The sequence below is a fragment of the Flavobacterium aciduliphilum genome (genome assembly GCF_003268855.1).
In the GTDB taxonomy this organism is placed as follows: domain Bacteria; phylum Bacteroidota; class Bacteroidia; order Flavobacteriales; family Flavobacteriaceae; genus Flavobacterium; species Flavobacterium aciduliphilum.
Genome location: NZ_QLSZ01000006.1, coordinates 36,960 through 60,912, shown reverse-complemented (window position 1 = coordinate 60,912; position 23,953 = coordinate 36,960). Strand labels below are relative to the sequence as shown.

The window sequence follows — 23,953 nt, the reverse complement described above, 5'->3', positions numbered from 1 at the left end:
GCTAGTATTCCGTAACTTTACCATTCAAAAATATCACACAATGGACTTTATATATCAAGAGCCGTATCCAATTTTAAAAGACGATACACAATACAAAAAAATTACTTCCGATTACGTAAAAGTGGAGCAATTTGGAGATAGAGAAATTCTTATAATTGACCCCAAAGGACTAGAATTGTTAGCACAAGAAGCTATGAATGATGTTTCTTTTATGTTGCGTACATCCCATTTACAAAAGCTTCAAAATATTTTAAATGACCCTGAAGCTACAGATAACGACCGATTTGTAGCCTATAATTTGTTACAAAATGCGGTTGTTGCGGTTGAAGGACAGTTGCCTTCTTGTCAAGATACAGGAACCGCTATTATAATGGCAAAGAAAGGTGAAAATGTTTACACTGGTGCAGATGATGCTGAATGGTTGTCTAAAGGAATTTTCAACACCTATCAAATGAAGAATTTACGTTATTCGCAAATTGTTCCGATTTCGATGTTTGAAGAGAAAAACTCAGGTTCTAATCTTCCTGCACAAATTGATATTTATGCTAAAAAAGGAGCGTCTTATGAGTTTTTGTTTTTAGCAAAAGGTGGTGGTTCGGCTAATAAAACATTCTTGTATCAAAAAACAAAATCGCTTCTCAATGAGAAAGCTATGGAAGAATTCATTCGAGAAAAAATTAAAGATTTGGGAACTTCTGCTTGTCCACCATATCATTTAGCATTAGTCATTGGAGGAACTTCTGCGGAAGCTAATTTAGCAGCAGTTAAAAAAGCTTCGGCAGGCTATTACGACAATCTTCCCACATCTGGAAATATGTCGGGTCAAGCGTTCCGAGATTTAGAATGGGAACAAAAAGTATTAGAATTCTGTCAAGAAAGCGCTATTGGAGCACAGTTTGGAGGAAAATATTTTGCTCATGATGTTCGTGTGATTCGTTTGCCTCGTCATGCAGCCTCTTGTCCTGTTGGCTTAGGTGTATCTTGTTCTGCTGATAGAAACATCAAAGGAAAGATTACTAAAGAAGGTATTTTTGTAGAACAATTAGAAACCAATCCTAAACAGTTTCTACCTGAAGTACCACCGCATTTGGAAGAACCTGTTGAGGTTAATTTAAATCGACCAATGGCTGAAATTCTAGCTGAATTGACAAAGTACCCAATAAAAACAAGATTGAAATTAAATGGAACTTTAATTGTTGCTCGTGATATTGCCCACGCAAAAATCAAAGAATTGTTGGATGCAGGAAAACCAATGCCAGACTATTTTAAAAACCATCCAATTTATTATGCGGGGCCAGCAAAAACTCCAGACGGTATGCCTTCAGGTAGTTTTGGACCCACTACTGCAGGACGAATGGACGTGTATGTTGAAGAATTCCAAAAAGCGGGTGGAAGTATGGTGATGTTGGCTAAAGGAAACCGAACAAAAGAGGTAATGGAAGCTTGTAAAACCTATGGAGGCTTTTATCTAGGTTCGATTGGAGGGCCAGCGGCAATTTTAGCAAAAGAAAACATTGTTTCCGTAGAGGTTGTTGATTTCCCAGAATTAGGCATGGAAGCAGTACGAAAAATTGAAGTAAAAAATTTCCCAGCCTTTATTATAACTGACGATAAAGGCAATGATTTCTTTGCCGCATTGAGTCATTAATCTTAAAAACCCCTACTTACACTTAAGATAAGTAGGGGTTTTTATTATTCTACATACAAGACTAATCCTTTTAAATAGTGTCCCTCTGGATGATAAATGTTGGTAGGATGATCAGGGCCTTGTCCAAGTTTGTGTAAAACTCGAATTGTTCTACCTGTTTCTATAGCTGCAGCTGCCACCGTATTGTAAAATAGAACATCGTCAATAACTTGTGAACAAGAAAATGTAAATAAGATTCCTTTGGGAGCTAATGCTTTTAGACCTGCGTTATTTAATCGTTTATAAGCTTGAGTTGCTGTATGTTTGCTTTTAATGCTTTTTGCAAAAGCAGGAGGATCTAATACAATCACATCATAAACTTGATGATTTTCTTTCATAAAATGAAAAACATCTTCTGCTATAGCCTTGTGATTGGAATTAGGGTGGTTTAAATCCATATTTTTCGATGCTAACTCTACCGCTTTTTGTGAAATATCAACCGATGTAACTAAAGCAGCTCCAGCATCCATGGCGTAAACAGAAAAACCTCCAGTATAACAAAAGGTATTCAATACGTTTTTACCTTTAGAAAAACTTCCTAGTAATTTTCGATTCTCTCTTTGATCCAAAAAGAACCCTGTTTTTTGCCCTTCTACCCAATTGACAGAAAATAAAATATTGTTTTCTTTGGCTATAGTTTGTTCCTTCGTTCCATATAAAAAGAAATCGGTACCAGTATTAGGAGGTAACGTTCCCGAACTTTTACAATAAATGGTTTCACAATAATTAGAAAAATTTGTTTGAATAGCTTTAGCAATTTCTTCTACTTTTAAAAATATTCCAGAGGAATGAGCTTGTAAAACCCAATTCTTATCGTAATAATCTATAATTAAGCCTGGAATTCCATCTCCTTCTCCATGAATCACTCGAAAAGCATTAGTGGATTCTAGGTCTAATAAATTCATTCGTAGTTTCCAGGCAGCATGCAATTTTTCTTCCCAAAATGTGTCGGAATATCTCTCGTCTGCAAAAGTCAATAAGCGAACGACAATGCTTCCTTTGTCGCTAAAGTAACCTGTTCCCAAAGGGTTGTTTTTTGAATCGACAACTTCGACCATCTCACCATCGTTGATTTCCTGGCTTACGCCAAAAACAGCTCCACTAAAAATCCAGGGATGTCGCCGTTGAATAGATTTCTCTTTACCTAATTTTAATATGACTTTGGGGAAGTTCATGACTATTTACAATAGAACCGCAAATTCACAACGATTACCGTGTAAATTTGCAGCTTGATTTATTTTTAGTTTTAATCGATTATCATTTCAGGAATGTTTCCTTCAATGATTAAATCAGCTTCTGTAGATTTTACGATTTCTTCTACAGACACACCAGGAGCACATTCAAGCAGTTTAAATCCTTTAGGTGTAATTTCTAAAACAGCCAATTCTGTAACTACTTTCTTCACACAACCAACTCCTGTGAGTGGAAGGGTGCATTTTTTCAAAATTTTAGATTCACCTGCTTTATTGACATGCATCATGGCCACAATAATATTTTCAGCAGAAGCAACCAAATCCATAGCGCCTCCCATACCTTTAACCATTTTTCCAGGAATTTTCCAATTGGCTATATCCCCATTTTCAGAAACTTCCATTGCTCCAAGAATGGTTAAATCTACTTTTTGTGCACGAATCATCCCGAAACTAAATGCGGAATCAAAGAAACTTGCACCAGGTAATGTAGTAATCGTTTGTTTTCCTGCATTAATGATGTCGGCATCTTCTTCGTCTTCAAAAGGGAAAGGACCCATTCCTAGTACCCCATTTTCACTTTGAAATTCAACTGAAATATCGGTACGCACATAATTGGCCACTAATGTTGGTATTCCGATTCCAAGATTTACATAATAGCCATCTTTTACTTCTTTGGCTATGCGTTTTGCGATTTGATTTTTATCTAGTGCCATTATAATTTGATGATTTGAAAATTTGATGATTTGAAAATTATGGTTTCTTCGAAGAAGAAATAATTTTGGAGATAATCAAATTTATAGATTGTAGTTTTTTAAATAATTCTTCACTTAGGTTTGGGTAATGTTCTCATTTTAAACATAATTCTAACCAATATATTAATTCATCAACTTCTTTTGCAGAAAATTTAAACTTATGAATAAAATCAGCTTTACTTTCTGCATTTTGAGCTTCTCAGATATTGGCTCCAATTAAAGTTCCGCTTCTAAAGATTTGAGATGCCATTTCAAAACGATTTGATTTTCTAATTCCTTCCGAATAACTGATTATTTCCAAAGTCAATTCGAAAGTTAGTTTTACAATTAGATTATCTTTATCATTTATCATTTTCAAATCTTCAAATTTACTTTTTTCTCACGGTACGTTGCTCAATTCTTTTTTCAAATTTCTCTCCTTGAAAAATACGCTGAATCATAATTCCAGGGATATGAATTTGATTAGGGTCAAGCGTTCCTGCAGGGACTAATTCTTCCACTTCAGCAATATTAATTTTTGCAGCTCCTGCCATCACGGCATTAAAGTTTCGAGCGGTTCCTTTAAAAATCAAATTTCCTGCTTCATCACCTTTCCAGGCTTTTACAATGGAGAAGTCAGCTTTATAAGCCAATTCCATAATGTGCATTTTTCCATTAAATTCTCTGACTTCCTTGCCTTCAGCTACTTCGGTGCCATAACCCGCAGGTGTAAAAAAGGCTGGAATTCCTGCTTGTGCTGCACGACATTTTTCTGCTAACGTTCCTTGCGGGGTGAGTTCTACATCCAATTCTCCAGAAAGCATTTGACGTTCAAACTCAGCATTTTCACCTACATAGGACGAAATCATTTTTTTAATTTGTTTTTTTTGTAATAACAAACCCAATCCGAAGTCATCAACTCCGGCGTTATTTGAGATGCATGTGAGATTGGTGGTTCCTTTTGCAACGAGCTCATTGATAGAATTTTCTGGAATACCACAAAGACCAAATCCTCCTAGCATGATTGTCATGTTGTCTTCAATTCCTTGTAGCGCCTCAAAAACAGTGTTTACTTTCTTGTTTATCATAATAATTTCTCACTTTATATTACAGACCAAACTCTTCGGGATTCTGTTCTTCAATATCTGTCGAGTCTTTTTCTACTTGCTTTGTTGGGGTCCAACAATCCACTTTGATGTTAAATCCATCAGGACGTTCAAATTCATCTTTAGATATTTGTAAATCGGGGTCTTCGTAACATTTTTTCATAAAATACCCCCAAATAGGTAATGCAGCCGTAGCGCCTTGTCCGTATGTAATACTTTTAAAGTGTGCTGAACGGTCTTCGCAACCTACCCAAACTCCAGTTACTAAGTTGGGTACCATTCCAATAAACCAACCATCAGATTGATTTTGAGAAGTTCCTGTCTTACCAGCAATAGGATTTTTGAACACATAAGGATAACCCGTCCAACGAATGTCTCCTGCACCCCCAGATTCCGTACGCAAACGCTCCCCAGAACCCCCTTCTGTAACGCCTTCTAATAATTTAATTACAGCAAAAGTCACATCTTTATTCAAAACATCGTGAGATTCAGGGACAGGTTCATAAATTACGGCTCCATTTTTATCTTCAATTCTCGAAATAAATTGCGGTTTTATATACACTCCTTGATTGGCAAATGTACTATAGGCCGCTACCATATCTTCTACTGTGATGTCTACTGCGCCAAGAGCAATAGAAGGTTGAACAGGAATTTCTGAAGTTACTCCAAGTTTATGTGTTAATTCAACTACGGCTTCAGGTCCGGTTTTGTCTATTAATTTGGCCGAAATAATGTTGACAGAATTAGCTAATGCTCTTTTTAATGTCATCATTCCACGATATTTTTGATCAGAATTTCTTGGTTCCCAATCTTCTGTAACGTGATGACGTCCTTTTCGAATCATAAAAGGAGCATCGAGTAAGGTATCACAAGGGGACATTCCTAATTGTTCTATGGCCGTTGCATAGACAAAAGGTTTGAATGTAGACCCTACTTGTCGGGCTCCTTGCCCTACGTGGTCATATTGAAAATATTTATAATTGATTCCGCCAACCCAAGCTTTTACTTGTCCTGTTTGCGGTTCCATCGACATTAAACCCGCTTGAAGAAAATGTTTGTAATAGCGAATAGAATCGAGCGGTGTCATAACTGTATCTCGTTCTCCATTCCATGTAAAAACAGTCATTTTTGTCTTTTTACTAAACGAAGCAATTATTTCTTCATCGGTTTTATCATCGTCCTTAAGAACCCGCCAACGTTCCGAATTTTTCATCGCTTGTTTGATAATTTTATCGGTTTCCTCTGGCGTGATATTTACAAATGGCGCATTTTTGTTTTGTTTTTGTTGAATCCAGAACTCTTCCTGAAGGTTTTTCATGTGAGCAGCCACGGCTTCTTCTGCATGTTCTTGAATTTTTGAGTCAATCGTTGTATAAATTTTTAATCCATCGCCATAGATATCATATTCTTCTCCATCGGGTTTTTTATTTTCTTTGACCCAGTTTTTCATGTAATCGCGAAGATATTCTCTAAAATAAGTAGCCGTACCGTCTAAGTGGCTCTCAGGGTGAAAGTTTAATACGATAGGTTTTTTCTCAAGCATTTTTTTGGCAGACTCTTCTAAATGATGGTTTCGAACCAACTGTCCTAAAACAATATTTCTACGTTTCATGGCTTTTTCGGGTCGGCGAACTGGATTGAATAGTGAAGGATTAGTCAACATACCAACCAACATTGCACTTTCTTCCACGTTCAAATCTCGCGGTTCTTTATTGAAATATACTTTAGCTGCTGAACGAATTCCTACTGCACCGTTAACAAAGTCAACCTGATTGAAATAGAGTGCTATAATTTCGTTTTTAGTATATTGTCTTTCTAATCGAACAGCAATAATCCATTCTTTTGCTTTTTGAACTAATCTAAAAAGAGGAAACCTAGAACCTTCCCCATGGAATAAAAGTTTAGCCAACTGTTGGGTTATGGTACTCGCCCCGCCATTGGACCCTAATTTTGCAGCGGCTCCAAAAGTTCTACGTGCGTCAATTCCTGAATGTTCATAAAATCGTTCGTCTTCCGTAGAAACTAAGGCATCTACAAGAGACTTAGGCAAATCCTTAAATTTAATTGCCGTTCGATTTTCATTGTAAAATTTACCTAAAGTAACACCATCAGAAGAAATAATTTCGGTAGCCAAATTCGAATTTGGATTTTCTAAATCTTCAAAAGAAGGCATCTTTCCAAAAAATCCCCAAGAGGCAAAGAGGAAAAATAAAAACACACTTCCAAGACCGTAAAAAAACAACTTCCAAAACTTTTTTTGATAGTATTTTATGTCTTTTACTACGGGTGTACTTTTTGATTGATTGTTAGGTTTTTGTGCCATATTTTTATTCAATAGATTCTATTCTAAATCCAACTTCTGTAATTCCTTTAAGGTTTTCAATTCCAGCAACTTTTCCGGTTTGTCTTACGGCTTGTTGAACATGTATTTTGTAGGTTCCTTTTATTGGGAAACCAAAATTTGCTTTATAAAACAATTTGTTTTCTTTGATATCGGTGAATCCATCTCCCATTAGAGTTCCATCAGGATTAGCCATTTTATATTCTAGGGTATCCACAAGAACCTTTTTATTGGGTTGTTCGAGAGAAACTATTAAAAACAAATTGTCAAAGGGATAATCATTATTGTCTCTTACATTAACAAACAAATTGTATTTTTTTGAATGTTCTAATTTTGGTAAGGTAAAAGTAATGATACTATCTCTATTCCAAGCATTACCAACGGATTGATATTCGTCAAAAACACGATTTTTATCGCATGAAGCAAAACAAAACAAAAGTAAAAAAAAGAGTATACTAACTTTTATCTTCATTTTTTTTAGGATTTATTTGTTTTTTTTGAAATGCTTCGAATTTCTATTTCGATTTGAATTCGAGGGCGAAACTGTTTTTTCTGCTTCTTTATTTATGTTTGTTTTCTCTGATGAATTTTGATTTTGACTGTGATTAACCCCTGCCGTTTGGTTTTTGTTTTTGTTCTTCTTCTTATTCCTTTTAGGTTGATCAAAACGTGTTAAACTTTCTTGGTCTAGAGATTTACTAAAATTCAATTCTGGTTCTGTTGTTATTTCTTCCGCATAATCTTCTAGAGAAGTAGCCTTATTTTTAGCTTTATTCAACGCTACAATTTCTTTTACGTGCTCTATTTTTAGAACATGCCAATTAGCCATGTTTTCTACATAAGCAAACCACATAAGACCCTTAAAAATATCTTGTTTTTGACAAATAGCATCGCCTTTCTCGGTCTGTAATTTAGTTTCAAAATCTGGAAAATCTTTTAAAGCATCTAAATAAGTGTCTAACTCATAATTTAAACAACACTTTAATTTTCCACATTGTCCTGCCAATTTTTGAGGATTTAATGACAGTTGTTGGTATCGAGCCGCAGAGGTATTCACACTTCTAAAATCTGTAAGCCAAGTAGAGCAACATAATTCCCTGCCACATGAACCAATTCCGCCCAATCGAGAAGCTTCTTGACGAAAACCAACTTGTTTCATCTCAATTCGTATTTTGAATTCTTGGGCAAATTCCTTGATAAGCTGTCTAAAATCTACACGATCTTCTGCGGTGTAATAAAAAATTGCTTTCGAACCATCTCCTTGAAATTCAATATCTGAAATTTTCATTTGTAGTTTTAAGGCAATAGCAATTTCTCTAGCTCTTACCTTTATTGGTTCTTCTTTTTCTCGTGATTCAACCCAAATATCAATGTCTTTTTGAGTCGCTTTTCTGTAGATTTTTAATATTTCGGTACTGTTTGGAGCTATGTTCTTCTTCTTCATTTGAATCTTAACCAATTCTCCAGTCAGGGTTACAATCCCAATATCATGTCCAGGGGCTGCTTCGGTAGCTACAACATCCCCTATGAATAGCGTAACGTTGTCAGTATTTCTATAAAATTCTTTTCTACCATTTTTGAAACGAACTTCTACACAATCAAATGGGGTTTCGCCACTTGGTAAATTCATGTTTCCTAACCAATCAAAAACCGTTAATTTATTGCAACTGTCCGTGCCGCAAGTGCCATTATTTTTACATCCTCTAGGGGTACCATCTTTGGTACTAGTAGAACAATTTGTACAAGCCATAATATATTTAGCGTGTTGCTCAAAGCAACTTAAATTCTTAAAATGAGATTAATGGGTAAAGATAGTATTTTTATGAAATATATTCCAATAAAAAAAACTCAAAAACTAAAGGTTAAAATAGTTCTTGTCATTTGGAATTTAAATGATTTGCAAACGGTTGATTTTAAGTTTCTTTAACCGTGATTATGTGAACAGGACAGGCTTTTTCTGCCAATTCACAAGTTTCAACAATAGTATGATCGGGTGACTTTAGTGTATAAAACCCTTTAGCATTAACCGATTTTATGAGTACCGATTTGCCGTCTTTTTTAGACATTTGAAATTGTCCAGGAGCCATTTCTACACAATAGTTGCAACCGATGCATTTATCTCTTTGAAGCGTAACGATAACCATTAATTCTCAACGATTTTATACATTTTGTCGGATAAACGAATTCGAAATGGCACTTTTATGGTACAACTATCACCTTTAGTAGCTTTTTCAGAAGAAATATCATTAACCAAAAAGTCTTCTAAAATTAATTCTTGTGCGCCAGTACTCGGACCCGTAATTAAAATTTTATCGCCTTTTTTGATGTCGTAGGCTTCAATTTTGAATTCGGCAATGCTCGATTTCGGAAAATAATGCATGCCTTTTCCGACGTATACTTTCTTTTGTGTGGCACTCGAACCTGGATTGTCTGACCATTCACCTAATTTTTGTCCGAGATAATACCCGCTCCAAAAGCCGCGATTGTAAACGGTCGCCAAAGCTTCCATCCAAGTATTAATTTTTTCCTTAGTAAAGGTTCCTTCATAATACGAATCGATGGCTTCTCGGTAGGTTTTGATTACGGTTGCTACATAATCGGCAGCACGACCACGCCCTTCGATTTTCAAAACTTTAATACCCGAATCAATGACTTGATCTAAAAAATCTAACGTACACAAGTCTTTTGGAGACATCATGTATTCGTTGTCAATCTCAATTTCAAATCCGCTTTCTTGATCGATAACAGTATATTTTTTTCTACAATTTTGCTTGCAAGCTCCTCGATTAGCAGAAGAATTGTGCGAATGTAAACTCAAATAACATTTCCCAGAAACCGCCATACACAAAGCACCATGTCCAAAAATTTCGATTTCTACTAAATTACCACTCGGTCCTTTAATTTGTTCTTTTTCGATATCATCTGTGATTTTTTTTACTTGACGCAAACTCAATTCGCGAGACAATACAATGGTATCGGCAAACATCGCATAGAATTTCACTGTTTCAATGTTGGTCACATTCAATTGCGTAGAAATATGCACTTCCATTCCCATGGTTCTGGCCGTCATAATTACCGCTTGATCAGAGGCAATTACTGCTGTAATTCCAGCTTCTTTGGCTTTAGCTAACAATGTTTTTACAATCGATAAATCGTGATCGTAAATAATGGTATTTAAAGTCAGATAGGTTCTGACATTTTTTTCGTTGCATCTTCGTGCGATTTCTGGTAAATCCTCTAAAACAAAATTCACGGTGGCACGAGCGCGCATGTTCAGTTGCTCTACTCCAAAATATATCGAATCACAACCATTGTCTAAAGCCGCTTGCATCGATTCGAAATTGCCAGCTGGAGCCATTAATTCTATTCTTCCTGAAGTCGTCATTAGCTGATAATTTTAAATAATTTATCGGATAAACGTACTCTGAAAGGCACTTCAAAAGTTACTTTATCGCCTTTTTTTGCCGTTGTATTTTCACTTCCATTGACGAACATTTTTTGCAATACTAATTCTTCTTTTCCTGTTGTTGGACCTGAAATTAGGATTTTATCACCCACCTTTAATTCCTGATCTTCTATAAGGAAAAGTCCTACTTGAGCTTTCACGTAGTAATGTTCTACTTTACCTAAAAGTACCTTTTTGACTTTTATTTTCTGACGGATGTCTGTAACTTCTTGAGCCTTCGCCAAAGGTTTATCCGATAATTCGCCCGAGTGTTTGAATTTCAATTTTTCTGATTTTCCTTTTCGGAACACTTTATTGCCTACTTGTTTGCCGCTTCTCAATTTTACTTGTTCGGCCAATGGCAAATGCGTAATTTCTAGGCATTCGGTCGAACAACAATTTTCCATTGCCGCTTTACAATCGTCACATTGAATGAATAACAAATGGCAACCGTCGTTAGCACAATTGGTGTGATTGTCGCACGGTTTGCCGCATTGGTGGCATTGTGCAATGATATCCTCAGTAATCCGTTCGCCCAAACGATGGTCGAATACAAAGTTCTTTCCGATAAATTTGCTTTCTAAACCTTCTTCTTTAATTTGTTTGGCATAATTGATAATCCCTCCTTCCAATTGAAACACGTTTTTAAACCCTTGATGCTTGAAATACGCCGATGCTTTTTCACATCGAATACCACCGGTGCAATACATCACCAAGTTTTTGTCTTCTTTAAAATCTTTCAATTGCTCGTTGATAATCGGCAAACTTTCTCTAAAAGTCTCTACATCAGGCGTAATGGCACCTTTAAAATGACCAATTTCGCTTTCGTAGTGGTTTCTAAAATCTACCACTATGGTATTTGGGTCTTCTAATATTTCGTTAAACTCTTTCGCTTTCAAATGCACGCCAATATTGGTTACATCAAAGGTTTCGTCATTCAATCCGTCGGCCACAATTTTATCACGTACTTTCACGGTCAATTTCAAAAACGAATGATCATCGTGTTCTACCGCTACGTTCAAACGAATGCCGCGCATGAACTCATAGGCTTCTAAGGTCTCGCGAAAGGCTTCAAAGTTCTCTGCTGGAACCGACATTTGTGCATTAATTCCTTCTTTGGCAACATAGGTTCGACCAAGAGCATCGAGTTTGTTCCATTCGACAAATAAAGCATCGCGAAATTTTTTGGGATCTTCAATTTTGGCATACGCATAGAAAGATAATGTAAGTCGTTGTTTTCCGGCTTCATCTATTAATTGGGCTCTTTCTTCTGCGCTTAAGGTGTTATACAGTTGCATGCTATAAACGTTTAAGTGAGAAATAGGTGTATGAACTCTAAATGGAAGAATTCGGGAGCAAAGTTAATTTTTTACCGCAAAGGCGCAAAGTTTTTTCGTAAAGTTCGCAAGAGTTAAAAGATCAAACCGCAGATTCACAGATTAATATTTAGCTAATCTGTGAATCTGCGGTAAATAATTCTTTGCGAACCTAGCGTAATCCTTAGCGTTCTTTTCGTTTAAGTCTTAACAGAATTCAGCGTAAGCGTCTTTCAAGTTTTCGGCAATCATTTCAGCTGGGCGCCCTTCAATATGGTGACGCTCTAACATGTGTACTAACTCGCCGTCTTTAAACAACGCCATACTGGGCGACGATGGCGGAAACGGAAACATTTCAGCACGAGCGGCATCTACTGCTTCTTTATCCACACCAGCAAAAACCGTGATTAAATGGTCTGGTTTTTTTGTTGCGTCCAAACTCATTTTAGCTCCTGGACGGGCATTTCGAGCTGCACAACCACAAACGGAGTTGATTACAACTAAAGTAGTTCCATCTGCTTTGATTGCATTTTTTACCTCTTCAGCGTTATATAAATTTTGAAAACCAGCGTCTGTCAATTCGGCACGCATTGGATTTACCATTTCTTCTGGATACATAATTCTTTAGGATTTAAGATTAACGAATTTTGATTTTTAAATCTTTTGCAAAGATAGGTAGAATTCTACTCCTTAGAACGATTCTATTTATAAAGATTTGTTATAATTTCATTGTTTTTATAAATCAAAGGGGGTGAAAATCTAGTTATATTCTAAAAGTAATTCCCAAAGCTAAGTAATACTTTGGAGCATTTTGGGTTATACCCAATCCTATTGAACCATCTAACATCAAGTTGTTGTTAATATAATAGGTTATGCCTCCATCTATGGTATGAAAGGCTATCTGATTTTGAGGCGCAAAACCAAAAACTTCAACATAGGAACCGATGTATTTTGATATTGAATGCCCTAAGGTGAAAGTATATAAAAAAGTTGGTTGCTTTGTAAAATTATCCCAAGTTGCTCCAAGGTTACTTCCTAGGGAATAGTTTTTTGTTAATGCATGTTGCAATGTAAATCTAAAATCTGGCATCGAATATGTAGATTTATACTTTTCTGATGCACAATTTTTCAGTGAAATATGGCTTATTAATGATGTTTTTGGTACCCATTTTCGTTCCTGGAGTAAGTTTATTTTAAAACCCACGACTACTGGCAACATGCCATTTTGCTTTTCACGTTCCTGTTCTTCAAAAAGAAATTCCGCTATCATACGAAGTTCTATTTTTTTTGAAACACCATATTTCCACAAACTTGAAGGAAGTAGAAAAGAGATGCTTTGCGCCTCAGATTTCTCAAACGAAAACCCCGATTCAACTTGAAACATTCCCACAGGAACTATCGATGGGGTTTCGGTTTGATCGGGTCTGTCGGCTTCTAAGGGTTCATTTTGCGCATTCATTTTACAGAGTATTATTAGCAAAAAGAATGATTTTTTTATTTTCATAAAAATATTTTTAGACAAAACTAAATATTTATTTTATGTAAACGTAATGATTTTTATGTATTTTTGTAAAAATTTTTTTATTCATGACCGTTTCTGAAGAAAATTATATCAAAGTGATTTACCATTTGTCACTGGTTTCGCCTAAAGGAATCAATACGAATGCCATCGCGGGAATGATAGACACAAAAGCATCATCTGTTACGGATATGTTGAAGAAACTCTCAGATAAAGAGTTGGTGTCCTATCAAAAATACCAAGGCGTCACCTTGACCGAAAAAGGATTTTATTTAGCTAAAATGATAGTTAGAAAACATCGTTTATGGGAGGTTTTTTTAGTGAACAAGCTACATTTCACTTGGGATGAAGTCCATGAAATTGCAGAAGAATTAGAACATATTCAATCAGAAAAATTGATGAATCGATTAGATGAATTTTTAGGTTTTCCTGCCTTTGACCCACATGGCGACCCCATTCCTAATAAAAATGGCGAAATGGTAACGATTGACAAAATTTTACTTTCGGAGGCCGATTTAAATTTGGAATATGTTTGTGTAGGGGTTAAAAATTCTTCGGTAGAGTTTTTACAATATTTAGACAAACAAAAAATTTCGCTTGGGTCCAATATCAAAGTTCTTTCAAAAGAAGAGTTTGATGCATCCTTAACCATCGAATTAAATCTAAAAACGCTAACAATTTCCCATAAAATCGCTGAAAATTTATTTATAAAAATACAATAAGTTATGAGTAAGTCGCTCGAAGAAGTACATCAGTCAGTTTCGATACAAGGAAAGACCTCAACAATAAAAAAAATAGTTGCTTTTTTTGGTCCAGCCTATCTAATCAGTGTGGGGTACATGGACCCGGGCAATTGGGCTACCGATATCGCTGGGGGAAGTCGGTTTGGATACTCTTTAATTTGGGTTTTATTAATGAGTAATATCATGGCGTTGTTACTGCAAAGTTTGAGTGCGCGTCTCGGAATAGTGACACAACGCGACTTAGCGCAAGCTTCACGAGAAACCTACTCTCCATTCATAAATTACATTCTTTATTTTTTAGCCGAAATTGCTATAGCAGCGTGTGATTTGGCCGAAGTGCTCGGCATGGCTATTGGAATTCATCTGCTTACGGGTTTGCCTTTGATGTATGGTGTGTTATTTACGGTATTAGATACTTTTTTACTACTCTTTTTAATTAATAAAGGCATTCGAAAAATGGAAGCTTTTATAATTGCATTGGTCGTCGTCATTGGTTTTTCTTTTCTCATAGAAATGCTTTTTGCACAACCTGAAATGGGAAAAGTAGCTTTAGGTTTTATTCCAACTTTGCCCAATAAAGAAGCTTTGTATATTGCCATTGGAATTATAGGGGCGACCGTAATGCCTCACAATTTGTATTTACATTCTTCATTGGTGCAAACACGAAAATTTGATCGAAGTAAAACAGGTATTAAACAAGCTCTGAAGTATAACTTTATTGATTCGACCATAGCTTTGAACTTAGCTTTTTTTGTGAATGCAGCGATTTTAATATTAGCCGCCGCTACGTTCTACAAAAATGGATTTTTTCACGTAGCCGAAATTCAAGATGCGCATCAATTATTAGCGCCTATTTTAGGGAGTAAATGGGCGCCTATATTATTTGCAGTTGCTTTGATTGCTGCAGGTCAAAGTTCAACTATCACGGGAACATTAGCGGGTCAAATCATTATGGAAGGGTATTTAAATTTGAGAATTCAACCATGGGTACGACGCATCATCACTCGATTGATTGCTATTGTACCCGCTATGATTGCAATTTTAGTGTTTGGAGATAATGTTTCGGGAAAATTACTTTTATTGAGTCAGGTGATTTTGAGTCTACAATTAGGGTTCGCCATCATTCCGTTAATTCATTTTGTGAGCGACAAACAAAAAATGAATGGGTTTCACATTTCTAAAACCACTAAAATTGCTTCATGGATTATTGCTTTTTGTATCGTTTCCCTCAATGCCAAATTGGTTTTTGATGAAATTCATGGATGGTTGCAAACATCTGCACACCCTATGGTATTGTGGTTTACAGTTGTTCCAATCGCCTTAGGATTTTTAGTCTTGTTGCTGTATATCATTTGCAATCCGTTTTTGTCTAAATTTAAGCATGATGTACAAAATCATTTACCACATAAATTCGAATTGACGTTCTCTCAACTAGAATCTACCAAAAAAAAGAATATTGCCGTTGCCGTTGATTTTTCTGATGCAGATGAAAGAGCCTTGAATGCAGCATTTGAACTCGGAGGCACCGAGGCACATTATACTTTAATCCATGTGGTGGAGACCGTTGGCGCTTTTTTTTATGGCGAAAATATTAAAGATCATGAAACCACAGTTGATGAAAAACTCCTCAATCAATATCAAGAGATGCTGACGGAAAAAGGATTTAAAGTATCTATAAAATTGGGATTTGGTAAACCTTATAAAGCCATTCCAAAAATTGTGCATGAAGCCTCATTTGATATGTTAGTGATGGGAACTCACGGGCATGCAGGAATTAAAGATATTCTTTTTGGAACGACAGTAGATAACCTACGTCATCATATTTCCATTCCCTTGTTTATTGTAAAATTATAACAAATCTGAAAAACTAATCTAAGTTACATAATTGTTTTTCAGAATATTATTTCTTTTTTAAATGAAATATTATTACCTAAAATATTTTTTTTTAAATATCTAAAAGACACGAGCTTTTTTTTACTTTTGCCGTTCCAATTTTAGACTCTAAACACGTAATAAACAACACATTTTTGAAGAACAAAAATGAATCATAATAAGAATAATAGTAAAAAAGTTATTGCACTAATTCTAGTAGTTACTATTATTCAGTTGACGTTATCAGTATATTCCGACTTATTTAGCGCGTATTATCCTTATTTCAAAAATGTAGATTTACTTTCTGATATTCTTGTAATACCTAAAAATAAGAAAACAAGAACCCATAAAATAAGTCATAAAGAGATCTCTGTTCCTACTACATTTAATGATTTTTTCGCGTATGAGAAAAAAGGAACTTTAATTCGATTTAATCAAGATACAATATACCCCGCATTACAAAAAATTAATGAAAAACTTCTGGCACTCGCCTATGGGAAAAATGTAAAAATTAGAATCGCTTGGTTTGGTGATAGTCAAATAGAAGGGGATTTTATTACACAAGATGTTAGAGAAATGCTCCAAAATTATTTTGGTGCTCCAAAAGGAGTAGGCTATGTTCCCCTTACCTCTATAGCTTCTGATTTTAGAAGAACGGCAAAAGTGAGTACAACGGGTTTTGTCACAGCAGATAATTTTAAGAAAAACACACACCAAGCCCCCTTGTTTTTATCAGGTTATTCCTTTTATGGAAACACTATTGATGTTTCTTTTTGGGATAATGTTCGAAAAGACCCCCAACAAGCTACCCAAAAATGGCTTCTTTATGGAAAGGGAGATACCATAGCAATAAAAATAAACGATACTACTAAAAAATTTCCGGCGACTCATGAGTTTAATAGAGCTTTGTTAACCAACAACCCCTCACGACGCGTTTCTTTTAGTGTGACATCCCAAAAAACACCTATTTTCGGACTAAGTTCTGAACCTCAATCAGGAATTGTACTAGATAATTTTTCCTTTCGAGGCATTACAGGCGTCGAACTAAAAAAACTCAATCAAAATCTTTTGAAAGAGATTAATAAGTCGGGGTATTACGATTTAGTTGTTTTCCAATATGGGGTCAATTTGATGTTCAAACCAGACGATACCAACTATGATTACTATTATAGGGGAATGAAACCTGTCTTGAAAAAATTTAAAACCCTTATGCCTAATACTGAAATCGTTCTGTTTAGTTGTTCAGACAGAGCATTCAATTACGATGGGACTTGGAAAACCGCTGTTGGAATAGATTCTTTAATTCAAACACAAGCCCGATTGGCCTATGACATGGATGTGCCTTTTTATAATTTTTATAAATCAATGGGAGGCAAAGGAACCATTGTAAAATGGGCTGATAGTACGGTTCAACTAGCCAATAAAGATTATATTCATTTTAACTACAGAGGTGCAAAGGTTGTCGCTAAAATTATTTTTGATGCACTTATAAAAGATTATTCTAAAGCTTTGAATTTATATAAACAAAACCGATCATTTATTCCGACTCCCAATAAAAAACCCTCACAAGATATTCCTATTAAAAAAAATTCACAAGAGACCATTTCAAGAAAAATTGACAGTCCAAAAGTTGTCAAATCCAAAGAAAGTTCAAGCAAAGATGAGGTTGAAAAGCCAATCATAGTTAAGTCCAAGATTGAAAAATCACCCGAGAAAAAAACAGATTCTATATGATATCAATAGATTGGAATAAAGTACTCCACCAATTAGAATACGACAAGAACAATCCGTTGTTATTTAACAATGGCTTTTTTGTCTATTTTTTAGTGGTGTTTATGGTTTTTTATTACCTATTTAGAAAAAATTACAAACACCGAGCGGTAGTTTTGAGTTTGTTTTCATTATATTTTTTCTACAAAGCCAGTGGAACTTTTGTGTGGATTGTGATAGTATCGGCTTTCTTCAATTATGGTATTTCTAATTTAATCTACAAAGCAAAAACAAAAGGATGGAAAGCATTTCACTTGTTTTGGAGCATTATTTTTAATTTAGTACTTCTCTTCTATTTTAAATATACCGACTTTTTTATTCAGGTTTTGAATAATGTATCGCAATTCAAAATAGATCCATTGCATATATTACTCCCAATAGGAATTTCATTCTTTACTTTTGAAAATTTAAGCTACACTATCGATATATATCGAGGAGAAATTAAACCCGAGAAAGGAATTGTAAACTATGTTCTTTTCTTGTCTTTTTTTCCAAAATTAGTCATGGGACCCATTGTAAGAGCAAAAGATTTTATTCCACAACTCAAACAAGATTATTTTGTAAGTAGTCATGATTTTTCTAAAGGGTTTTATTTGATTATCACAGGATTAATTAAGAAATTAATTATTTCTGATTACATTTCGGTGAATCTAGTAAACTATGTTTTTGATGGCCCTCATCTTCATAATGGATTAGAATGTTTGGTAGCGCTATACGGATATGCAATTGTAATTTATTGTGACTTTAGCGGATATAGTGATGTGGCCATTGGAATTTCTAAATGGATGGGGATTACGATTCCACCCAATTTCATGTCGCCATATCAAAGTAAGTCAGTCAGTGAGTTTTGGAGAAGATGGCATATTTCATTATCCAGTTGGTTGCGAGATTATCTTTATATCGCTATGGGGGGCAATAGAAAAGGCACATTCAGAACGAATGTTAATTTGTTTTTGACCATGCTTATTGGTGGTTTTTGGCATGGAGCCAGCTGGAATTTTATTATTTGGGGAGCACTTCACGGGATTGGATTAGGAGTCAATAAATTTTGGAATGCACTTTTTGGAAAAATGAAAGTCTTTCCAAAATGGATATCAAACACGTTTTATGGGTTGATTACGTTTCATTTCGTTTGTTTCTGTTGGATTTTTTTTAAAGCAAGTTCTTTTGAAACCGCATTACAATTCCTTCATCAAATAGGTTATCAATTCACGTTTGATGGTGGTGTCGAATTTGTTGAAAATTATAAAATCGTACTTGTGATGATTGCCATTGGTTATGCTATTCATTTAATACCCGACAGCGTTCCAGAAAAAATAATAGAGAAACAAAAGAATTTTCCGTTAATCTATTTTGTGGTTCTGCTTTTATCATTTATTGCCTTGTATTCTTTTTTTAAAAGTGCCGAACCGGTCATGCCGATTTACCTACAATTCTAATAGAAAATTAATAGTTTTTACACAGAAATTCATTCCATATTTTTGAAAAGGCATCTACAAATAGATTGCCTTGTAGGATGTACCCTTCTTTAGAAAAATGAACCAAATCTGAACGAAGTAATTGTTCTTTTTTCCATGTTTTAGCACCTTCAAGTCCGTTACAAATATTGTATAAATCCCAATAAACGAGATTGTTCTCATTACAAAAATCAATCAGTGCATTTGTGATTACTTCCAAGGTTTGGTTGGGTCGATGTTTCTTATAGTAGGATACAGGAGGTGTAGTGATAATGATGCAGGCATTTGGGGAAACTTTTTGTAATTTCCGAACCATTTTTTTTACATTAATAAGAAATGAAGTTGCCGATAAATTTGGGTCTTGAGCTTCATTGGTTCCTAATGAAATGATATAACAATCGGCCTCTAGCGTTGCAATTTGATTCCAAAATTTTTGCGTTTTGGTATAATCAAAATAGGTGGCCCCGTTGGCACCAATACTATGATAAATAATCCCTCCTGTGTTTGATTTTTCCAAAGAAGCTCCGTAAAACTTTATGGTATCTTTTGTTGGAAAACTTAATCTAAAGCCACTCGTATTGGTTTTTAAACAAAATTTTTCAACTTCAGGAGGAGATACAAAACAATTGTTTTCGACTTGATTCTCATATTCTATAGACAATTCCGAGATTTTACCCCCTAAAAACAAGGTAACTTTATCGAAAGTATCTTTGTACCCATAAAAATTTTTGAGTTCGAGACTAAATTCTGGATTTTCACATTGAGATTCCATTCCGAATCCCGAAACACCACATGAAATGAGGGTATCCGGACGCGCGACTCTATTCCATTTCCAAGAGCTCTTCGAATTAGAAAAAAGATCATAGGGTGCGTTTGTTTTTGTTACTTGATAAGGGAAAACAAGTCCTCTACCCGCATTACCAAAAAAATCTTGAAATTCATTTCGAATCACAGCCGTTTCAATATCAGCCTGAATATGAGAATCGCCAATATGAACAAAAACAGCATGTTCGTTACTGAAATGCTTAATTTTATAGAGCTTAACTAACAAAGGAAAAAGCGAAGTAGGATTTTCTAATCTGTTTTGTAAACTATTGAGTATTTCTTTTTTGGAATAGTCAATTTTTTTGAAATTCCAATTATCCAATTCCTGAGCCATAATGGGACAATTAGAAAAACAAAGCAGAAGAAGTAAAAAAAAATATTTTAAGGTTGACTCCACTTTTTTGATAGCACTTTACATAGTTTCGAGTTTAGAAATAAAAAAACCTCCCTTTTAAGAGAGGTTTTGTACCCGGAGTGGGAATCGAACCCACACACCTAAGTACACGAGTTTGAGTCGTGCGCGTCTACCAATTCCGCCATCCGGGCATTACAGCTGCTTTTGTAAAAAACATGTCTGCAACTATAGGCTCTTTGTTTGAGATGGCAAATGTAAATAAAAAAAGATCATTTTTTCAAAAAAATACTTAAAATTTTCCTTTAAGAGTTCGATTTTATTTCTAAATTTGCACCTCGTTTAGACGAAACACAACTAACTAACTACATCCGAGGCAATTAATTCATAGTTTTTAAGACGTGTATTACGAGTTTCGGAATAAAAAACAACAAATTAATGTCACATCAAGAACCAGAAGCAAAAATATTTGCTTGTTCCCAAAGTGTCCACTTAGCCGAACAAATAGCCAAGCACTATGGAATTCCGCTAGGTAAAGCTACGTTCTCAAAATTTAGTGATGGAGAATTCCAACCTTCCTTTGAAGAGTCGATTCGGGGATTGCGTGTCTTTATTGTTTGCTCAACATTTCCAACGGCAGACAATTTAATGGAGTTGTTATTGATGATTGATGCAGCTAAAAGAGCATCAGCCAGACATATAACGCCTGTTATTCCTTATTTTGGCTATGCTAGACAAGACAGAAAAGACAAGCCGAGAGTGCCAATTGGAGCTAAGTTAGTCGCAAAATTATTAGAGACTGCTGGAGCAACTCGAATTATGACCATGGATTTACATGCCGATCAGATTCAAGGATTTTTTGAAAAACCGGTTGATCATTTATTTGCTTCTACTATTTTTCTTCCGTATGTAAAGGAACTCAATTTAGAGCATTTAACTATTGCATCCCCCGATATGGGAGGCTCAAAACGAGCGTATGCATATTCTAAATTTCTAAATTCAGATGTTGTAATTTGTTACAAACAAAGGAAAGAAGCTAATGTAGTTGGAACAATGGAGTTGATTGGAGATGTTAAAGGGAAAAATGTGGTTTTGGTGGATGATATGATTGATACTGGAGGCACTTTGACAAAGGCGGCCGATTTAATGATAGAAAAGGGAGCTTTAAGTGTACGTGCGATTTGTACACACGCTATATTGTCGGGGAAAGCCTACGAAAAAATTGAGGATTCTAAATTATTGGAATTGATTGTAACCGATTCGATTCCTCTAAAGAAAGAGTCCAAGAAAATAAAAGTGGTGAGTTGTGCGCCTCTATTTGCTGATGTAATGCATATGGTTCAACACAACAACTCAATTAGCAGTAAGTTTCTTATGTAAACTTGCACAATATTTATGAATTTTAATTATTAACTATATTTTTTTACAATGAAATCAATTACGATTGAAGGATCAGAAAGAGAAAGCGTAGGCAAAAAGGCAACGAAAGCCGTACGTGATGCTGGAATGGTTCCTTGCGTTATTTACGGAGGAAGTCAACCAGTGCATTTTCAAGCAGAAACTAAAGCTTTCAAAAGCTTGGTTTACACTCCAAACGCACACACAGTTGTGATTAATTTGGGAGGAAAAAGTTTTAACGCAATTTTGCAAGACATTCAGTTTGATCCTGTTTCGGATAGAATCAACCACATTGATTTTTTCCAATTGAGTGATGACAAAGAAATTATCATGGAAGTTCCTGTTAAAGTAACAGGTACCTCTCCAGGGGTTCTTTTAGGAGGGGTGTTGAATTTGAATCAAAGAAGATTAAAAGTGAAAGCTTTACCAAAAAATCTTCCTGATTTTGTTGAAGCTAACATTTCAGAATTGCAAATGGGTAACAAGTTGTATGTAACGAAATTGGTTACTAACAATTTTAAATTAATGCACCCAGACAATACTGTTGTTTGTCAAGTGAAGATATCTCGTGCTGCAATGAAAGCGGCTCAAGAAGCTGCAAAAGCAGAAAAAGGCGCAAAAGGAAAGAAAAAATAATTCTTTTAGTCTTTATAAAACAAAATACCCTGAAACATATTTCAGGGTATTTTTTTATAATTTTTTTTTAAATTTTTTTCCTCATTCGAGCTACAGGAATATCAAGTTGTTCTCTGTATTTTGCAATAGTTCTTCGAGCAATTGGATAGCCTTTTTCTTTTAAAATATCGGCCAATTGATCGTCGGGTAGTGGTTTATGTTTGTCCTCGGCTTCGATCACATTTTGTAAAATCTTCTTAATCTCAAGCGTAGACACATCTTCTCCTTGATCATTCTTCATCGCTTCAGAGAAAAATTCTTTAATGAGTTTAGTACCATACGGTGTGTCAACATATTTACTATTTGCAACCCTTGACACAGTAGAAATATCCAAACCAATCATATCGGCAATATCTTTTAAAATCATTGGTTTTAGACTGGTTTCTTCGCCATCTAGAAAATACTCTTGTTGAAAATGCATAATTGCATTCATGGTTACAAAAAGTGTTTCTTGTCGTTGCTTGATAGCATCTATAAACCATTTGGCAGAATCCAATTTCTGTTTTATAAATTGTACGGCATCTTTTTGAGCACTCGACTTATCCTTAGAACTTTTATAGGTTTTTAGCATGTCTTGATACTCTTTAGACACATGAAGAGAAGGGGCGTTTCTTCCGTTGAGACTCAATTCCAAAACGCCATCGTTTACACGAATAGTAAAATCGGGAATAATATTTTCGGTCAATCTGTTGTTTCCGTCAAATGTGCCTCCTGGTTTTGGATTGAGTTTTTCAATTTCGTGTATCGCTTTTTTTAGTTGCTCCTGTGAAATCGAGTACTTTTGAAGTAATTTTTCATAATGCTTCTTAGTAAACGCATCAAATTGATGTTCTATAATATCAATAGCTAAAAGAACCGCTTCTGTGGGTGTTTTATGCTTTAATTGCAACAACAAACACTCTTGCAAATTTCGAGCACCGACACCAGACGGCTCCAATTGATGAACAATATTCAGAATTTTTTCAATAGCTTTTTCGTCTGTATAGACACCTTGCGTAAAGGCCAAGTCATCAACAAGATCTTGAATGTCTCTTCTCAAATAGCCATCGTCATCAATGCTTCCTATTAAAAACTCGGCGATTATCTGCTGCTCATCTGATAAAATATAGGTACTTAATTGATTGATTAAATCCTGATGAAAACTCAATGGAGACGCATAGGGACTTTCTCTTTCATCGTCATTTTCACTCTGATTATTGGCTTGCAATTTATAATCAGGAATCTCATCGTTGCTCAAATAATCGTCAATATTGATGTCATCACCTGAATTTCCATCGTCTGCCTCATCAAAGTTGTCAAATTCATCAAACTCATCAGAATGTTCTAAATCATCTTTATCGTACAATTCTTCATCACCACCCTCCAATGCAGGATTTTCAATTAATTCCTCTTTCAGTCTTTGTTCAAAGGCCAATGTAGGCAATTGAATTAACTTCATCAACTGGATTTGTTGAGGAGATAATTTTTGGGTGAGTTTAAATTGTAGATTTTGCTTTAACATTTTTTATAGTTGCTAAGAACTT

The 23,953-nt window shown here is 35.1% G+C and carries 20 protein-coding genes, 1 tRNA gene and 1 pseudogene; 7 read left to right on the top strand and 15 right to left on the bottom strand.

Annotation, left to right across the window (positions count from 1 at the left end):
• Window positions 1–40 precede the first annotated feature (40 nt).
• Window positions 41–1,648 (top strand): fumarate hydratase, encoded by a 1,608-nt coding sequence (locus CLV55_RS07705; protein ID WP_112113178.1) that lies wholly within the window; start codon window positions 41–43, stop codon window positions 1,646–1,648.
• 44 nt (window positions 1,649–1,692) lie between these two features.
• On the opposite strand, the gene CLV55_RS07700 is transcribed toward CLV55_RS07705, so the two are convergent.
• The 12 genes and pseudogenes from CLV55_RS07700 to CLV55_RS07645 form a co-directional block, all read right to left on the bottom strand.
• A complete protein-coding gene (locus tag CLV55_RS07700) occupies window positions 1,693–2,862 on the bottom strand; it encodes a class I SAM-dependent rRNA methyltransferase (protein WP_112113177.1) in 1,170 nt (389 codons plus the stop codon).
• Window positions 2,863–2,933: 71 nt separating this feature from the next.
• Entirely contained in the window at window positions 2,934–3,593 is a 660-nt protein-coding gene (locus tag CLV55_RS07695; RefSeq protein ID WP_112113176.1) for a CoA transferase subunit B, read from the bottom strand.
• A 133-nt stretch (window positions 3,594–3,726) separates the two neighbouring features.
• Window positions 3,727–3,984, bottom strand: a pseudogene (locus CLV55_RS07690) (four helix bundle protein).
• A gap of 16 nt (window positions 3,985–4,000) precedes the next feature.
• Window positions 4,001–4,699: a CoA transferase subunit A gene (locus tag CLV55_RS07685; protein ID WP_112113175.1), complete on the bottom strand. Its 699-nt coding sequence runs from the start codon at window positions 4,697–4,699 to the stop codon at window positions 4,001–4,003.
• Window positions 4,700–4,718: 19 nt separating this feature from the next.
• Window positions 4,719–7,040, bottom strand: coding sequence for a penicillin-binding protein 1A (locus CLV55_RS07680; RefSeq protein WP_112113288.1), 2,322 nt, complete (start codon window positions 7,038–7,040; stop codon window positions 4,719–4,721).
• Between the two features lie 4 nt (window positions 7,041–7,044).
• The gene (locus CLV55_RS07675; protein ID WP_112113174.1) at window positions 7,045–7,530 is read right to left on the bottom strand and encodes a gliding motility lipoprotein GldH; all 486 of its coding nucleotides are present in this window, start codon (window positions 7,528–7,530) and stop codon (window positions 7,045–7,047) included.
• A 12-nt stretch (window positions 7,531–7,542) separates the two neighbouring features.
• Entirely contained in the window at window positions 7,543–8,808 is a 1,266-nt protein-coding gene (locus CLV55_RS07670) for a PSP1 domain-containing protein (RefSeq protein WP_112113173.1), read from the bottom strand.
• Window positions 8,809–8,971: 163 nt separating this feature from the next.
• On the bottom strand, window positions 8,972–9,202 hold the full coding sequence (locus CLV55_RS07665) for a ferredoxin (protein WP_112113172.1): 231 nt from the start codon (window positions 9,200–9,202) through the stop codon (window positions 8,972–8,974).
• On the bottom strand, window positions 9,202–10,443 hold the full coding sequence (locus CLV55_RS07660; protein ID WP_112113171.1) for a peptidase U32 family protein: 1,242 nt from the start codon (window positions 10,441–10,443) through the stop codon (window positions 9,202–9,204). Before CLV55_RS07660 ends, CLV55_RS07665 begins: the two co-directional genes overlap by 1 nt.
• Window positions 10,443–11,801: an oxygen-dependent tRNA uridine(34) hydroxylase TrhO gene (trhO, locus tag CLV55_RS07655; protein WP_112113170.1), complete on the bottom strand. Its 1,359-nt coding sequence runs from the start codon at window positions 11,799–11,801 to the stop codon at window positions 10,443–10,445. Before trhO ends, CLV55_RS07660 begins: the two co-directional genes overlap by 1 nt.
• A gap of 225 nt (window positions 11,802–12,026) precedes the next feature.
• The gene (locus CLV55_RS07650; RefSeq protein ID WP_112113169.1) at window positions 12,027–12,437 is read right to left on the bottom strand and encodes a BrxA/BrxB family bacilliredoxin; all 411 of its coding nucleotides are present in this window, start codon (window positions 12,435–12,437) and stop codon (window positions 12,027–12,029) included.
• A 145-nt stretch (window positions 12,438–12,582) separates the two neighbouring features.
• On the bottom strand, window positions 12,583–13,323 hold the full coding sequence (locus tag CLV55_RS07645; protein WP_112113168.1) for a transporter: 741 nt from the start codon (window positions 13,321–13,323) through the stop codon (window positions 12,583–12,585).
• An 83-nt stretch (window positions 13,324–13,406) separates the two neighbouring features.
• Here CLV55_RS07645 and CLV55_RS07640 point away from each other — a divergent pair, with 83 nt between their 5' ends.
• From CLV55_RS07640 to CLV55_RS07625, 4 genes are all read left to right on the top strand, one after another.
• Window positions 13,407–14,060: a metal-dependent transcriptional regulator gene (locus tag CLV55_RS07640; protein WP_112113167.1), complete on the top strand. Its 654-nt coding sequence runs from the start codon at window positions 13,407–13,409 to the stop codon at window positions 14,058–14,060.
• Between the two features lie 3 nt (window positions 14,061–14,063).
• Window positions 14,064–15,935, top strand: a complete 1,872-nt coding sequence (locus CLV55_RS07635; protein WP_112113166.1) for an Nramp family divalent metal transporter — start codon at window positions 14,064–14,066, stop codon at window positions 15,933–15,935.
• Between the two features lie 186 nt (window positions 15,936–16,121).
• A complete protein-coding gene (locus tag CLV55_RS07630; RefSeq protein WP_211306488.1) occupies window positions 16,122–17,687 on the top strand; it encodes an SGNH/GDSL hydrolase family protein in 1,566 nt (521 codons plus the stop codon).
• Window positions 17,684–19,162 carry an MBOAT family O-acyltransferase gene (locus CLV55_RS07625; protein WP_112113165.1) on the top strand — a complete coding sequence of 493 codons (1,479 nt, stop codon included), beginning with the start codon at window positions 17,684–17,686 and terminating at the stop codon, window positions 19,160–19,162. Before CLV55_RS07630 ends, CLV55_RS07625 begins: the two co-directional genes overlap by 4 nt.
• A 7-nt stretch (window positions 19,163–19,169) precedes the next feature.
• On the opposite strand, the gene CLV55_RS07620 is transcribed toward CLV55_RS07625, so the two are convergent.
• The gene (locus CLV55_RS07620) at window positions 19,170–20,339 is read right to left on the bottom strand and encodes a GDSL-type esterase/lipase family protein (protein WP_112113164.1); all 1,170 of its coding nucleotides are present in this window, start codon (window positions 20,337–20,339) and stop codon (window positions 19,170–19,172) included.
• A gap of 132 nt (window positions 20,340–20,471) precedes the next feature.
• A tRNA-Leu gene (locus tag CLV55_RS07615) sits at window positions 20,472–20,551 on the bottom strand.
• Between the two features lie 244 nt (window positions 20,552–20,795).
• On the opposite strand from CLV55_RS07615, the gene CLV55_RS07610 reads away from it, so the two are divergent.
• Entirely contained in the window at window positions 20,796–21,737 is a 942-nt protein-coding gene (locus CLV55_RS07610; protein WP_112113163.1) for a ribose-phosphate pyrophosphokinase, read from the top strand.
• A gap of 48 nt (window positions 21,738–21,785) precedes the next feature.
• Window positions 21,786–22,391 (top strand): 50S ribosomal protein L25/general stress protein Ctc, encoded by a 606-nt coding sequence (locus CLV55_RS07605; RefSeq protein WP_112113162.1) that lies wholly within the window; start codon window positions 21,786–21,788, stop codon window positions 22,389–22,391.
• A 67-nt stretch (window positions 22,392–22,458) separates the two neighbouring features.
• On the opposite strand, the gene rpoN is transcribed toward CLV55_RS07605, so the two are convergent.
• Window positions 22,459–23,931, bottom strand: a complete 1,473-nt coding sequence (rpoN, locus tag CLV55_RS07600) for an RNA polymerase factor sigma-54 (RefSeq protein WP_112113161.1) — start codon at window positions 23,929–23,931, stop codon at window positions 22,459–22,461.
• Between the last annotated feature and the right edge of the window lie 22 nt (window positions 23,932–23,953).